13 protein-coding genes and 1 other annotated feature are annotated in these 15,444 nt (G+C 41.8%); of the genes, 4 read left to right on the plus strand and 9 right to left on the minus strand.

All coding sequences use genetic code 11. The features are described from left to right. Positions 1 to 156: 156 nt before the first annotated feature. The gene (locus tag M2353_RS13820; RefSeq protein WP_039170277.1) at positions 157 to 498 is read left to right on the plus strand and encodes an antibiotic biosynthesis monooxygenase family protein; all 342 of its coding nucleotides are present in this window, start codon (positions 157 to 159) and stop codon (positions 496 to 498) included. Between the two features lie 128 nt (positions 499 to 626). Here the strand turns inward: M2353_RS13820 and tyrS are convergent, their stop codons facing one another. Together tyrS and acsA are read right to left on the minus strand one after the other, a co-directional pair. Beyond that, positions 627 to 1,895 (minus strand): tyrosine--tRNA ligase, encoded by a 1,269-nt coding sequence (tyrS, locus tag M2353_RS13825; protein WP_072368447.1) that lies wholly within the window; start codon positions 1,893 to 1,895, stop codon positions 627 to 629. Between the two features lie 53 nt (positions 1,896 to 1,948). After that, positions 1,949 to 2,186, minus strand: a binding site (T-box leader). Between the two features lie 59 nt (positions 2,187 to 2,245). After that, positions 2,246 to 3,970 carry an acetate--CoA ligase gene (gene acsA / locus M2353_RS13830; protein ID WP_024718703.1) on the minus strand — a complete coding sequence of 575 codons (1,725 nt, stop codon included), beginning with the start codon at positions 3,968 to 3,970 and terminating at the stop codon, positions 2,246 to 2,248. A gap of 155 nt (positions 3,971 to 4,125) precedes the next feature. Between acsA and M2353_RS13835 the strand changes: the two genes are divergently transcribed. Genes M2353_RS13835 through M2353_RS13845 form a run of 3 tightly spaced genes read left to right on the plus strand, consistent with a single transcriptional unit; the run spans position 4,126 to position 6,594 of the window. Further along, a complete protein-coding gene (locus tag M2353_RS13835) occupies positions 4,126 to 4,758 on the plus strand; it encodes a GNAT family N-acetyltransferase (RefSeq protein ID WP_047945276.1) in 633 nt (210 codons plus the stop codon). 37 nt (positions 4,759 to 4,795) lie between these two features. After that, on the plus strand, positions 4,796 to 5,437 hold the full coding sequence (locus tag M2353_RS13840; RefSeq protein ID WP_268417968.1) for a CBS and ACT domain-containing protein: 642 nt from the start codon (positions 4,796 to 4,798) through the stop codon (positions 5,435 to 5,437). Beyond that, complete coding sequence (locus M2353_RS13845; protein WP_024718705.1) at positions 5,434 to 6,594, plus strand: acetoin utilization protein AcuC; 1,161 nt, start codon at positions 5,434 to 5,436, stop codon at positions 6,592 to 6,594. The genes M2353_RS13840 and M2353_RS13845 overlap by 4 nt, the downstream gene beginning before the upstream one ends. A gap of 43 nt (positions 6,595 to 6,637) precedes the next feature. On the opposite strand, the gene ccpA is transcribed toward M2353_RS13845, so the two are convergent. The 7 genes from ccpA to M2353_RS13880 form a co-directional block, all read right to left on the minus strand. Then, positions 6,638 to 7,639: a catabolite control protein A gene (gene ccpA / locus M2353_RS13850; RefSeq protein ID WP_039168428.1), complete on the minus strand. Its 1,002-nt coding sequence runs from the start codon at positions 7,637 to 7,639 to the stop codon at positions 6,638 to 6,640. 450 nt (positions 7,640 to 8,089) lie between these two features. Next, a complete protein-coding gene (locus M2353_RS13855) occupies positions 8,090 to 9,166 on the minus strand; it encodes a bifunctional 3-deoxy-7-phosphoheptulonate synthase/chorismate mutase (RefSeq protein WP_017358315.1) in 1,077 nt (358 codons plus the stop codon). Positions 9,167 to 9,579: 413 nt separating this feature from the next. Continuing rightward, positions 9,580 to 9,903 carry a bacillithiol system redox-active protein YtxJ gene (gene ytxJ / locus M2353_RS13860; protein ID WP_007501805.1) on the minus strand — a complete coding sequence of 108 codons (324 nt, stop codon included), beginning with the start codon at positions 9,901 to 9,903 and terminating at the stop codon, positions 9,580 to 9,582. 30 nt (positions 9,904 to 9,933) lie between these two features. Next, positions 9,934 to 10,404, minus strand: coding sequence for a YtxH domain-containing protein (locus tag M2353_RS13865; protein WP_007501807.1), 471 nt, complete (start codon positions 10,402 to 10,404; stop codon positions 9,934 to 9,936). A 29-nt stretch (positions 10,405 to 10,433) separates the two neighbouring features. After that, positions 10,434 to 10,850, minus strand: a complete 417-nt coding sequence (locus M2353_RS13870; protein ID WP_017367864.1) for a DUF948 domain-containing protein — start codon at positions 10,848 to 10,850, stop codon at positions 10,434 to 10,436. Between the two features lie 223 nt (positions 10,851 to 11,073). Then, positions 11,074 to 12,372, minus strand: a complete 1,299-nt coding sequence (murC, locus tag M2353_RS13875; RefSeq protein ID WP_008343047.1) for a UDP-N-acetylmuramate--L-alanine ligase — start codon at positions 12,370 to 12,372, stop codon at positions 11,074 to 11,076. A 302-nt stretch (positions 12,373 to 12,674) separates the two neighbouring features. Next, complete coding sequence (locus M2353_RS13880) at positions 12,675 to 15,428, minus strand: DNA translocase FtsK (RefSeq protein WP_284725594.1); 2,754 nt, start codon at positions 15,426 to 15,428, stop codon at positions 12,675 to 12,677. Positions 15,429 to 15,444: the final 16 nt, after the last annotated feature.

A 15,444-nucleotide genomic window follows, 5' to 3' on the forward strand; every position in this document is an offset into this window, starting at 1 on the left:
TGTCAGAAAAGTGAACAAGGTAATGTTTATAAGATGATTTTACAGAAATATAAATAATCATAAAGCACCTTGGACTTTTTTAAATTAAAACAAAAAGACTACGAGCCCCTCTATCTTTCATATATAATGTGAATAGACAAAAGGAGGTTCTGCTAGATGCTGTTTACTCAAACACCTGCACTACCCTATTATGCCGTGATTTTCACATCAAAACGAACAAATGTCGAGCAGAAAGAATACGCCGTGGCTGCTCAAAAAATGGAAGAATTAGCGAAAGAACTAGACGGGTTTCTTGGAATAGAAAGTGTACGAGATGAACATGGTGTTGGAATCACTGTCTCTTACTGGGATTCATTAGCAGCCATCAAAGAATGGAAAGCACATACAGCACATCAGCGTGTTCAAAAAAAAGGAAAAAAAGATTGGTATGAATCCTATACAACCCGAATTTGTAAGGTAGAACATGCTTATACAAACGAAGATTCACTTCTTGAATAAGAAACAGACAAATGAGAGAAAACCGCTCTGTAAAAGCTTAATTCCTACTTCTGAATAAAAAAGAAAAGCACCTCAATGTATATGAACAATTGAGGTGCTTTTCATGATACTTACTGTTTCATAAGGATTTATTTATACGTCACAAGGAAATATTTCTTTTTCCCTCTTCTTAAGACGGTAAATTGGTTTTCAATTCTATCTTCAGCTGAAAGGACGTAGTCTTTGTCGGTTTGTCTCTCTCCGTTGATGGAAACTGCGCCATTCGTGATATCTTCACGTGCTTGGCGTTTTGATGGAGACAGTTTTGATTCGACAAGAACATCAACAAGTGTTAATTCTTCTGCACTGTCTTTCTCCATTGATGGCACATCTTTAAAGCCTACTTTCACTTCTTCTGCTGTAAGAGATTTAATCTCACCTTTAAATAGCGCATTTGAGATGTTGACAGCCTGTTCTAGTGATTCACGGCCATGCACAAGTGTTGTGACTTCTTCTGCCAAACGGCGCTGTGCTTCACGCTTTTCAGGGGCTGTTTGCACTTTTTCTTCGTACGATGCGATCTCTTCTTTTGATAGGAACGTAAAGTATTTTAAGTATTTCACGACATCACGGTCATCTGTGTTAATCCAGAATTGGTAGAATTCATATGGTGATGTTTTTTCTTTATCTAACCAGATGGCACCGCCTTCTGTTTTCCCAAACTTCGTGCCGTCTGCTTTTGTCACAAGCGGCATTGTGAGACCGAATGCTTTTGCGCCTTCTGCTTCAGACTTACGGATCAACTCAAGTCCAGATGTGATATTTCCCCACTGGTCACTTCCGCCGATTTGCAGCTTACAGTTTTCATTTCTGTAAAGGTTCAAGAAGTCTAACGATTGCAGAATCACGTAGCTGAATTCTGTGTACGAAATCCCTGTTTCAATACGGGAGCTGACGATATCTTTTGCGAGCATGAAGTTCACACCGAAGTTCTTCCCAATATCACGAAGAAAAGTGATCACATTCATTTGGCTGATCCAGTCGTAGTTATTCACGATAACGGCTGGATTCTCGCCTGCTTCAAAATCAAGAAATTGAGAAAGCTGGCCTTTGATTTTCTCTGACCACTGTTCGACGATTTCTGCTGGGTTTAATGAACGTTCTGCTTTTTTGAAACTTGGGTCACCAATCAGTCCAGTTGCGCCGCCAACAAGTGCAATCGGATGATGGCCTGCTTCTTGGAATCTGCGCAATGTTAAAATTGGCAGTAAGTGACCAATGTGCAAGCTGTCAGCTGTTGGATCAAAGCCGGAGTATAGCTTGATTTTTTCTTCTGCTAATAATTTTGTTAAACCTTCTTCATCTGTTTGTTGCTGAATTAATCCTCTGAACGATAATTCTTCCATCAATTGACTCATATCCAAATCTCCTTTTTTTACAATTCAACATAAAAAACGCCCCTTCGAATGAACGAAGGGACGATATATATCGCGGTACCACCCTGCTTAAAAGACAAAACAACACGTCTTTTCACTTACACTGATAACGGACAGATCCGTTCTTTCACTAATCAGGCAACATGCATGCTCCTTTTCGTAAAAGCGGTTCGTGAGGGTAATTCGAATATCTCTTTGTACTGACTCGCACCAGCCGTCAGCTCTCTTGGACAGGGAAAGATGATTCTACTGAATCTCAGTCAAAACCTTTTCGTATTCAACTAAAGTCATTTTTAACATACTTTTGATATCAAGTCAACTGACGGAAGCGATTAATCTTCCATTGTCGAGAGATCGCCAGCAGGTAAATTCAGTTCCCACGCTTTTAGCACACGTCTCATAATTTTACCGCTTCGTGTTTTTGGCAGTTTGTCTTTAAACTCAATTTCTCTCGGTGCTGCATGTGCAGCGAGTCCTTTTTTCACAAACGTACGAATCTCTTCTTTCAGCTCATCTGTCGGTTCGTATCCGCTTCTAAGCGCTATAAATGCTTTAATAATTTCACCGCGCACAGGATCTGGTTTTCCGATGACACCAGCCTCTGCAATGGCCGGATGTTCCACCAATTTACTTTCTACCTCAAATGGACCGACCCGCTCTCCTGACGTCATAATGACATCGTCGACACGTCCCTGGAACCAGAAGTATCCATCTTCATCCATATAAGCTGAATCTCCTGAAACATACCAATCTCCCGGCATAAAGTAAGATTCATATTTTTCAGGATTGTTCCAGATCGTATGCATCATAGACGGCCAGCCCTTTTTGATGGCAAGGTTCCCCATCCGGTATGGCGGAAGTTCATTTCCGGCATTATCTACAATCGCAGCTTCAACGCCTGGAATTGGTTTCCCCATCGAACCTGGTTTGATATCCATGCATGGATAGTTACAAATCAGCTGTGCACCTGTTTCTGTCATCCACCAAGTGTCATGAATTCGTTTACCGAATACAGCGTCTCCCCAGCGAATCACTTCTGGATTAAGTGGCTCTCCTACACTTAACACATGACGGAGTGAGCTGAGATCATATTTTTGAATGAGATCGTCTCCTGCTCCCATCAGCATTCTGAAGGCTGTCGGTGCACTGTACCAAACGGTCACACCAAGCGATTCAATGGTTTCGTACCACGTATCAGGATTGAACCTGCCGCCTAAAATGACATTCGTCGCTCCATTCAGCCACGGAGAAAAAATACCGTACACCGTCCCTGTTACCCAGCCTGGATCAGCTGTACACCAGTAGACATCTTCTTCTTTCAAATCAAGTACCCATTTACCCGTCTGGCCTTGCTGCACCATTGCGCCATGAACATGGAGCACACCTTTTGGCGTACCAGTGGACCCTGACGTGTAATGAAGCAGGTATCCATCTTTTTCATCCATCCACTCGATTTCAAGTTCCTTCGCTGCCTGTTCAAATGCTTCTTCAAAGTGAATCGTCCGCACATCACCTGCATCCTCTTTTTCACCGCCGACAATGATGACGGATTCAAGCTTTGGAAGTTCTGCAAACGGAATCCGCTCAAGCAGATCAGGCGTTGTCACAATCACTTTTGCCTCACTATTTTCTAAACGATCTTTGACGGCACCTTCCATAAATGCCTCAAATAACGGACCGACGATCGCACCAATTTTGACAGCACCAAGCAGTAGAAAATAGAGCTCAGGTGATCTTGGCATAAAGATAAACACGCGATCCCCTTTTTGCACATGTGCCTGTTCTCTTAATAGATTTCCTGCTTTGTTTGTCTTGATTTTCATATCCCTGAACGTATACTTTTCATCCCGCTCTGAATCTTTGTAGTGAAGCGCCACCTTGTTTTTACGAAACGAGTCCGCATGTCTGTCAATCGCTTCATAAGCTGCATTTACTTTTCCTGTTTCATACCAAGAGAAATTTTTTCTCGCTTCCTCCCATGAAAATTCTTTGTATGCTTGCTCATAATCATTTAAATGATAGTCCCCTTTTACTGATGGTAGCGTTTCCACTTTCATCAAACAGTCCCCCTTTGCATACGTTTACAATGACCATTATAGTATAGATGACTTTTTTTCTCAATTTTTAAAAAACTTCTGATGAAACCGTTTTAATTATTGCAAGATTTAAGATAGAATAGAGACGACTCACTAGAATTTGAGGCGGTGGATACGTGGAGCATCCTAAAACTTATTATTCAAAAACCATTGAGCGAGAAACAGGTTCCATCCTGATTGAAGGACCGGTACCTGCATCAGAGCTTGCGAACTATATGTTTCATGAAGGACTAACGGCATTTCGCACGCCTGAGGAACAGAAACAAGCACTTGTTGAAATAGCAGATCTTCCTGAAGGACGTATTATCATTGCTAGGGTGGATGAGCTTGTCGTAGGCTATGTCACGTATTTGTACCCTGATCCGCTTGAACGCTGGTCAGAAGGCAACATGGACAATTTAATTGAGCTCGGTGCCATTGAAGTCGCTCCTCCATTCAGAGGCTGCTCACTTGGCAAGCATTTACTGGATGTGAGCATGATGGATGAGCAAATGGAGAATTACATTATCATTACAACTGAATATTACTGGCATTGGGATTTAAAGGGGACAAAGAAAAACGTGTGGGAGTACCGCAAAATGATGGAGAAAATGATGAACGCAGGCGGTCTTGTCTGGTTTGCAACAGACGAGCCAGAGATTAGCTCACATCCAGCCAATTGTTTAATGGCCAGAATTGGAAAACATGTGAGTCCTGATTCGATCGAGCGTTTCGATCGTCTTCGCTTCCATCAGCGCTTTATGTATTAACGTTCAATTCGTTTTTTGGCAAAGGGGATTGGTAAACATGATGATTGAACAAATTATGGAGCGTGATGTGATCACGCTGCGCAAAACCGATACGATTGAAGAGGCCATTCAAAAAATGAGTGCACATCACATTCGGCATATTCCCATCGTATCTGAGCAGGGATCTGTCATTGGGATGGTGACAGATCGGGATATTAAAAATGCCAGTCCAAGTATTTTTGAAACAGAGAAAAGGCAGCTTTTTATTCAGCGGCCGGTTGAAGACATCATGGTGCTAGAGACGATTACCGCTCATCCGCTTGATTTCGTTGAGGAGATTTCAAGTGTCTTTTTTGAACACGGAATTGGCTGTCTTCCCGTTGTGAGACGTGGCAAGCTTGTAGGGATCATCACAAAAACAGATTTACTTCGTACGTTTGTAAGACTAACAGGTGCAGATCAGCCTGGATCACATTTAGAGGTTGAAGTAGCGCAAGTGACAGAGGGTCTTGCAGACATTACGTCCATTTTAAAAGAGCAGCATATTCAAATGCTGAGTGTACTCGTGTACCCACATGCCAATGAAGCCTCTAAAGTGCTCGTCTTCCGCCTTCAAACGATGCATGTAGATCATGTGATGAAGCTGATTCGTGCAAAAGGCTATAAAGTGCTCTGGCCTATGGAGCAGACGATCAAATGAAGGAAGCGACCTTTGTTTTTTCACCATCTTTTCAAACGTACCAGTTTCACCAAGATCATCCCTTCAATCAGCTTCGCGTCTACTTAACTTATGATCTTCTTCAAAAAATGAAGGCATTAACGGATGATGAGATTGTCGCACCTCGTATGGCGACGCTGGAGGAATTAAAGCTTGTCCATACAGCAGACTACATTCAAGCAGTACAGCGGGCAAGTGAAGGAAAACTGTCCACCGCAGAGGGGGAACGTTATGGTCTTGGCACTGAGGATACCCCGATGTTTGCAGGGATGCATGAGGCAGCTTCTCTCCTAGTTGGCGGGACATTAACAGCGGTTGATCAAGTGATGCTTGGGCATTCGCAGCATGCGCTCAATCTTGGCGGCGGGCTTCACCATGGATTTAAAGGGCGTGCTTCTGGCTTTTGTATTTATAATGACAGCTCTGTAGCCATTCAGTATATTCAAAAGACATATGGCGCTAGAATTTTATATATTGATACAGATGCTCATCATGGCGATGGTGTACAGTTTAGCTTCTATGATGATCCAGAGGTATGTACTGTTTCCATTCATGAAACAGGGCGCTATTTGTTCCCTGGAACTGGACAAGTACAGGAAAGGGGGCATGATAAAGGCTATGGCTATGCATATAATATCCCGCTTGACGCATTTACAGAAGACGAATCATTTTTAGAAGCCTATCGAACAGCAGTGACAGAGATTGCTGCTTTTTTTAAACCAGATGTCATTTTGACGCAAAATGGAGCAGATGCCCACTATTATGACCCTTTGACACATTTATCTGCTACCATGAAAATATATGAGGAAATTCCTAGAATTGCCCATGAGCTGGCGCATCAATATTGTGATGGAAAATGGATCGCTGTGGGCGGAGGCGGCTATGATATTTGGCGTGTCGTCCCAAGAGCATGGAGCCGCATTTGGCTTGAGATGAAAGGCATTACACCACCAGATGCACTTCCTCAGGAATGGATTCGGGCATGGGAAAAACAATCGCCTGTTCCGCTTCCATCCACATGGCTAGATCCTGACGATTTATATCCACCGATTCCAAGAAGAGCAGAAATTACAGAAAAAAATGCACAAACGGTAGAAAAAGCACTCATGCCTGTTCGACGAGAAAAGAAAAAGGCATAAAAAAAAGCAGGCGTCCACTGATCAAGTGAGCCTGCTTTCTTTTTTATTTCGTCGATTGTCTTTCTTCGATTCTATGTGGCAATTCAACAATTTGATCTTCTACTTGTTCTTTGTTCATGAGCTTTGTCAAAAGTCTCATCGCAACAGCGCCAATATCGTAAGTCGGCTGAACAACTGTTGTCAATTGAGGGCGAACCATGAGGGATAGTCTTGTGTTATCAAAACCAATCACTTCTAAATCTTCAGGAATTGATACGCCTCTGTCCTGAGCTCCATGAATGACACCTAGCGCCATTTCGTCAGTAGCTGCAATCACAGCCGTCGGCTTGTCAGATTGATCAAGCAGATTAGCGAGCGCTTCAATACCAGAGTCATATGAGTAGTCTCCTTCAGCAACAAGCGCTTCGTCAAACGCGATACCAGCTTCTTCAAGCGCACGCTTATAACCAGCAAGCTTTCTCATAGAGTTAATTGGTTCTGACATTGGTCCAGATACAAACGCAATTCGTTTATGTCCTTTTTCAACTAATAGCTGAACTGAATCATAAATGGCTTGTTCATAGTTAATGTTGACTGATGGTGTTTGTGCCTGCTCTTCAACAGATGCAGCAAGTACAATGGGTACAGGAGAGCGCTTAAATTCTTCCACATGCACATCTGTAATGTTTCCGCCCATAAAAACGATTCCATCTACTTGTTTGCCAAGCATTGTGTTTAACAAATGCAGTTCTTTATCAGTATTTTGGTCTGAGTTGCTCAAAATAATGTTGTACTTGTACATCGTCGCAATATCTTCAATTCCTCGTGCAAGCTCTGAATAGAAGATACTTGAAATATCAGGGATGATGACCCCAACTGTTGTGGTCTTTTTACTTGCAAGGCCTCGTGCGACTGCGTTTGGACGGTAGCCGAGACGATCAATTGCTTCAAGCACCTTTTTTCTTGTTGTTGGTTTTACGTTTGGATTACCATTAACAACGCGTGATACCGTTGCCATACTTACGTTTGCTTCTCTTGCTACATCATATATTGTAACATTATTCACATAAATCACTCCTTCAAATACACTTCATATCTATAGCATTCACCAATTGGATAGAGACATGTCAGATACGAGGAAAATAATATCCTATTTGTCATTAAAACGATGAAAAGAGACACATAATTTTTCAATCTACATCAAAATGACATTCTTTTATGAAATTATACACGTTTTTTCTTCATATGAAAACGTTCCCTTTCTTTTTATAACTAAATTAAACAAACTTTAATGAGCTTGTTACCTGTAAATTGAATCATATTTCACCAAAAATCGTTGCGAACGTCAGCTATGACAATGATCTTAGCAGATTCTATCGAATTTTAAAAATGAAAACATTGTGAACAAGCGTATTTTTAGCTTGCAATGTGCTCTTTTCCTTTCATTGCCAATCTTGATCGTATTTTTTCATGAAAAAACCGCCGGGCTGTCATCCGGCGGCTTTTCTATTTATGGTTACGCGTGAATGTTGACAAGTGGTCTTAACGCATCTAACCATTTTTCGAATTGTGGAATGTCCATTTGCTGCGCTGAATCAGATAGGGCAACAGATGGATCTGGATGCACTTCTGCCATCACACCGTCTGCTCCAATCGCAAGAGCTGCTTTAGCTGTTGGAAGAAGTAGATCTCTGCGTCCTGTTGAGTGTGTCACGTCAACAAAGACTGGTAAATGTGTCTCTTGTTTCAAGATTGGCACAGCCGAGATATCTAGTGTATTTCTTGTGGCTGTTTCGTATGTGCGGATGCCTCGCTCGCAAAGGATGATTTGGTCATTTCCTTGTGCGATGATGTATTCAGCTGCATTGATGAATTCTGAAATTGTTGCTGCTAAACCGCGTTTTAAAAGAACTGGTTTGTTCACTGATCCAGCTTCTTTTAAAAGCTCGAAGTTCTGCATGTTACGTGCTCCAATTTGGATGACATCGATATGCTCAATCGCTTCTTCAATATGAGCAGGATTCACGATTTCACTAATAACTGCAAGACCGTATTCATCTGCTACACGTTTTAGAATTTTTAGACCGTCTACGCCAAGTCCTTGGAAGTCGTATGGACTTGTGCGAGGCTTAAATGCGCCACCACGAAGAAGTTTTAGTCCCTGCTGTTTCGCTGCTGCCGCTACTTCTGCAACTTGCTCGTAGCTTTCAACGGCACATGGCCCAACGATGAAACGTTGTTTTCCGTCACCGATCGCTTCTCCATTGATATTTACAATTGTATTTTCAGGTTTTTTCTTACGAGAAACAAGAAGTGCTTTGCTGTGGTCATCTTCTTGAAGCTCTAAACCTGCTTTGAAAATTTCTTTGAAAATATGTTGAATCGTTGAATTTTCAAATGGGCCATCATTTTCTTCAAGAATTTGATTAAGCATTGTGCGCTCTCTGACAGGGTCATAACGGTTGACACCTTGCGCTTCTTTTGCCTTTCCAATTTCTTTTACAATGTTTCCTCTTTCATTGATCAGTTTTAAGATTTGAAGATTTAGTTCATCTGCTTGCTGTCTCAATTGTTCCAATTCATTGTTGCTCATTTTTGTCATCCTTTCCTCTGCCCGCTCTCGCTTTTTATTTTTGATCTCTTATAATAGGGTTTATTATAAACAAAGATTTCGGAATTGTCACGAAAAAATTCTTTATTACCCAAACGCTTTTAAGCGATAAAGTATTATGTGTAAGATTATAGCATACTTTTGATGCAAGTAAACCCTTTTTATAAAAAAAACGTCAGCAATCGCTGACGTTTCAGCGGGTAGACAAACCCTCGCATTCTTTGTCAGTCCTGCGCGCTGGTACTCACGAATGACAAATTCGCTCCGTGCCAGTGCTCGTCCTTCCTAGACTGCAAAGGTTTTCTATCACGCTGAAAAGAAGACAAAGGGCTAAAATAAAATTCATTTTAGCCCTTTGTCCACAATCTTGAACGTCAGCAATCGCTGACGTTTTTCTACATGTTATGTTCAAGCGCTTCTTTTGTAATGCTTGAGTGAGAAGCATGCCACTTTACTTTGCCACCGCTAAAGATGAGTGCCTGCGGGCTTTCGTGCTTGATCCCTGACTTTTCAGTCACATAGGATGAAAGCTCTCTTGTGTTTTGAATTTGCAAGAAATAAGCAGGAACATCCTCATGTTCTGACGCAAACGCTTCAAACTCTTGAAAAGCAGCTTGGCTGATTGGACATGTCAAACTGTGCTTAAAAAAGACAAAGGTTCCGTCTTGATTCGTTAGTTGATCAAACTGTTCTTCTGTTTCTATGAGTTGTTTAGACATGATGTGCTCCTTCCTAACTTAAGCAGCGAGTTAGCCTTTCGTAGATTGTTCTACTTTTTCTTTGACATCTTTGATGCCGTCTTCAATGTCTGCTTTTGCTTCTTGTGCTCTTACTTTTGCTTCATCTGCTACATCTGAAGCTTCATTTGCAATATTTGCTGCAGCATCTTCTGCTTCGCTTTTTACTTGTTTAGCTTTTCCAGCTGTACGATCTTTTATGTCTTTTACTTTGTCTAAAATCTGGTTTGACTGCTCTGCTACGAGCTGAGACAATTCAGATGTTTTGTCTTTCGCAATCGTCACATATTCAGTGCCTTTTTCCTTTGCATCTGTTGTAAGACGATCTGTTTTTTCTTTTAGGGCATTCGCTTGGGTGTTCAAATCATCGCGAAGCTCTTTCCCTGACTTTGGTGCTAAAAATAATGCCGTTGTTGCACCGATAATGCCACCGATAAGTGTTCCGATCAAAAAGTCTTTGCTATTGATTCCGTCTTTGCTCATGATTATTCCTCCTATGCGAAAATGGTTGTTTATTGTTGTTTACGCTGTTTCCATTTTTTATAGATTTCAAGTGCTGCGTTACTCCAGCTTACCACATCCGTGACTTTCTCTTGATTTCGTTCAACGGATGAAGAAACCGCACCAGCTGCCTGCTTTATGCTTGTATTAAATTGGTTGATCGAGCCACCAATTCCCTGCACCGCATCCACAACTGTGTTAAGTTTTGCCGATTTGTCTTGAATATCTTCAGCAAGCTGATTGGTCTTATGTAGCAACTGTGCTGTCTCTGTGGTGATGCCTTGCATCTGTCCTTCAAGACCTTCTAAAGTTGATGCGACATTCTTTAATGTCAGCTGTAAGGATTTCAATGTTTTGGACAAGTAGATGACAAGAATGAGGAAAGCGATTGCGATGAGTGCAACGCTTAAATAGAGAATAATAATCATCTGATACCTCCTTTGCTGCGGGCATATTCAATTCAATACCCTCTCGTTGTATCATTCAAACATCGCCTAGAATGACCGATTGAATAATAATTCTACACTTATTCGCCAATTCCTGTCCACAGCGAACGAAAAAAAGCGGCACATCTTGTCACATTTAGCCCCTTTGTCACATTTTATTCAAAATAAAAAAGCGCCGATTGAATCGGCACTTTTTGACAGGCAATTATACTGCGACTTTCTCATAAGCACGAAGATACTTTTGAATATCTCCTGCGCCCATAAAGACCAAGATCGCATTTTCATGTGCTTTCAGCACAGATGTCTCTTCTTCTTCAATCAATTGGGCTTGCGGAATTTTTTCCCGCAAGTCTTCAATGCTTAGTTTCCCAATGTTTTCACGAGCTGAACCGAAAATATCACAGAGGTACACATAGTCCGCTTTTTTCAGACTGTCTGCAAATTCACTTAAAAATTGCTGTGTACGAGTGAAAGTGTGCGGCTGGAAGACTGCTACAATATCACGGTCTGGATACTTCTGGCGAGCTGCTTCGATCGTGACTTCAATTTCAGTCGGATGGTGCGCATAGTCGTCAATTAAGACTTGTTCACCGACTACTTTTTCATTAAAGCGTCGTTTCACACCGCCAAATGTCGTTAAAGCACCTTTGATGAGCTCTACATCAATGGCCTCATAGTGGCATAATGCAATAACCGCTAATGAGTTAAGGACATTGTGGTTTCCGTAAGCAGGAATGTAGAAGGTATCATAAAACGTATTACGTACAAATACATCAAATGTGGTGCCTTCTGTGTTTTTCACAACATTTCGTGCTTGGAAATCATTTTCTTCATTGAATCCGTAGTACACAACAGGTACTTTTGCTTGGATCTTGAGAAGATGCTCATCATCACCGCAGGCGATAATGGCTTTTTTCACTTGAAGTGCCATGTTTTGAAACGCATCAAACACGTCATCAATATCCGTGAAATAATCAGGGTGATCAAAATCAATATTGGTCATGATCGCATAGTCTGGATGGTAGCTGAGGAAATGTCTGCGGTATTCGCACGCTTCAAATACAAAATACTCGCTGTTTTCTTTCCCCATTCCAGATCCATCACCGATTAAGTAGGAAGTTGGTTTTGCCGCTTGCATCACATGTGCAAGCAGACCTGTTGTCGATGTTTTACCATGAGCACCAGTAATTGCAACGTTTGTGAATGAATCCATGTATTCTCCAAGAAATTTATGATAACGAATAACAGGAATCCCTTCAGAAAGAGCACGCTCAATCTCAGGGTGTGTATCTGGGAATGCATTTCCTGCAATCACCGTCATCCCTGGTTGAATATTATCTGGGTCAAATGGAAGAATTTTAATATTTCGTTCTTCTAATGCTTTTTGTGTAAAGATATGTTTTTCGATATCCGATCCTTGGACAGTATACCCAGTATCATGAAGAATTTGGGCCAGTGGACTCATACCTGTCCCTTTTATTCCAACAAAATGATAAACAGTCATAATTGTACCTCCAACAAACGTCTATCTGACTTACAGTATATGACGCTCATTTCAATTTGCAACTTGTGATTTTTGTCTCTAGCTGATCACAAATCGCAGCTCCAAATAAAGATTTTTTTCCGATCTTCCTATTCTAATCAATATTAACTATGATTAGTATCCGACAACTTTCCCATTTCTAACACCTGCTTTCGCTCATTTTCATTAAAAAGCGTTCAGACAGGCATGCGAAAAGCGTCCAATTCAAAAATTGCACCTATGTGCTATCATACCATGTTTATCAAAAAAATGAAGTGGTTTGTTTAGATCAATTGTTCTAAGTCACTCAGTGTCATGAGGACCTCTCTTGGCTTACTGCCTTTTGCCCCAGAGATCATCCCTTCACGTTCCATCATATCAATCAATCTCGCTGCTCGATTGTAGCCAATTCTAAACCTTCTTTGCAAACTGGATGTACTTGCACTATTTTGCTCGATGGCAAATCGGCATGCGTCCATAAACAATTCATCTTCGTCTGTAATGGCAGAGCCTTGGAGCATCAATTCTTCCTGTTCAAAAAGAAACACAGGTTTGCGCTGTTTTCTCACATGCGCTACCACTTCATCAATCTCTCGATCTGATACAAAGTTCCCTTGTAGCCTTGTCGGTTTGCCAGAGCCATTTTCTAAGAACAGCATGTCTCCTTTTCCGAGAAGCTTTTCAGCACCTGCCATATCAATGATCGTTCTTGAATCCACTTGGCTTGAAACAGAGAAAGCAATTCTTGTTGGGATGTTTGCTTTAATGAGGCCTGTAATGACATCAACAGAAGGTCTTTGCGTCGCAATGAGTAAGTGAATCCCGCATGCTCTTGCTTTTTGGGCAATTCGGCAAATGCTTTCTTCGACTTCATTTGGTGCGACCATCATTAAATCAGCCAGCTCATCAATGACAACGACGAGATATGGCAGTTTTTCGCCCATTTGTTTTTCTTTCACCAGTTCGTTAAATCGTTTGATTTCTCTCACACCAGAGTGTGCAAACAGTTCATAGCGTCTTTCCATTTCATCTACTACCCATTTCAGGGCAGCTGTTGCTGTCTTGGCATCAGTAATAACTGGGCTCACAAGATGCGGAATGTGATTATACGGCGCCAGTTCGACCATTTTAGGGTCGATTAACAGCATTTTCACTTCATCAGGTGAGGCTTTAAACATCAGGCTCACGAGAATGGTATTAATACAGACACTTTTCCCCGAACCTGTTGCTCCGGCAATTAAGCCGTGCGGCATTTTTTGCAAATCAACCACAACGGGCTGACCGGAAATATCCAATCCGAGCGCCGCCGTTAATGGAGATGGATTGTCTCTGAAGGCACTGCTTCTGATCATTTCTCTCAAGAAAACCATTTTACTGTGAAGGTTCGGCACTTCGATTCCAATCGTGTTCTTCCCAGGAATCGGCGCTTCGATGCGAATATCTTTTGCAGACAAACTGAGTTTGATATCATCTGACAGGTTTGTAATTTTGTTCACTTTCACGCCTGGTTCAGGATGCACTTCAAATCTTGTAACAGAAGGACCTTGCGTCACATGAACAACACTTGCTCTGACATTGAAATTTTTCAGTGTGGCATTGAGCAGTTCTGCCCGTTCTTTCACCCATGTTCCGTCCTCTTCTTTTTGTGCTGGCGGAACGTCTAGAAGGGCTAAACTCGGAAATACATATCCTTGTGCATCTGCCGTTTTCTTCTGTCCTTGCACGCGCTGATCACTTTTTAACATCATGACGTTAAAAGGAACGGTGGAGGTTTGACCGCTTGAGCGCTTTGGCTGTGGAGAAGACGGTTTTGGTTCTTCACGTTTTATTTCAGGCGTTTCTTCAGGTGTTTCCTCAAGCTCTTCTGCCATATCCCCGGCGATCTCTGCTTGTCCAGAGTCAGCAAATTCATCTGATGCTTCTTCAACTGGCATGACTTCATCATCTGTTAATTTTTCTTCCGGCAGAGAATCATCATCTTGCGAATCTTGTATGATCACCGGTTCTTCTTGTTCAAATGCTGCCACTGACACGTCTGCTTGACTTTCTTCTATCCATGCAGCCTCTGTTGTTTCCTCCATAGCCTCTACTTCATTCTCTTCCAGCATCGCAGTTTCTTCTACCGGGCTTTCTATCTCCATGTCGAGTGCTGGTGATGCGCTTAAAGCTGTTTCAAATGTAAAGCTCTCTTTTTTCTCAGCATCATCTTCAAGCGGAATCATCGGCTCTTCTTGTTCAACGGTGACTGCCTGTTCTTGCTCCATCTCTAGAGGCTCGTTAGATGCTTCAGCTTGCTCCATATGTAAGGATGCTTCTCGATCGTCTTTGGTCTGTGACAAAGCTTGATCTTGATCCTCTGTCTCACTGAAAGGCTCGTCATATAAACGTTCCATCGTTGATTGAACGTGATCTTGATAATCGAGTTCCTCTTGCAAAGTAAGCGGCGTCGTGACAGATTGCTTCTCTACTTGTTCTGCTCTTTGGGCTGACATCATGTCTTCCATACGTTGTTCTTTTCGTATAGACGGGATGTTCATTTGCTGTCTTACATTCCGTTCACGCTCTGCTTCTTCTGATAACAGTGTGACACGCTGTGACGTTTCTTCTGCCGATTTCATTTTGACAGAAGATGTGTCTTCTTTGGCTGCTGCATGTTTTGGACGCATATCCTGGTGGTAGCCATAGATAGGTGAAGGGATTTGCTCTGGTTTAAAAGGCTTTTTATTGAGATCAGGCTGCACTGTTTGTTTTGGCTGATAGTTCGTCTGCTTTGCCTTTGGCTGACTTGGCCGCGTGCGCCTTCTTTCTTGTTGCTTTGCTGCCTCACGTGCAGGTTCATCTGGAACGAGAGGAAAGCGGAAATTGCCTTTTGGATATTCATAATACACTTTCGTATCTTCAACTTTTTTATATTCTTTATGTTGTTCAACAGCTGGCTGCTTTGGTGCAATCGGACCTGTTTCAGGCCTCTCAGCTTTTTCTTCTTTTTTTTCTTCTCCTAAAAATACACTAAAAAATTTATCTAACCAACTCATCATTTATCACTCACTTTAA

It is taken from the genome of Bacillus aerius (assembly GCF_029894105.1).
In the GTDB taxonomy this organism is placed as follows: Bacteria; Bacillota; Bacilli; order Bacillales; family Bacillaceae; genus Bacillus; species Bacillus altitudinis.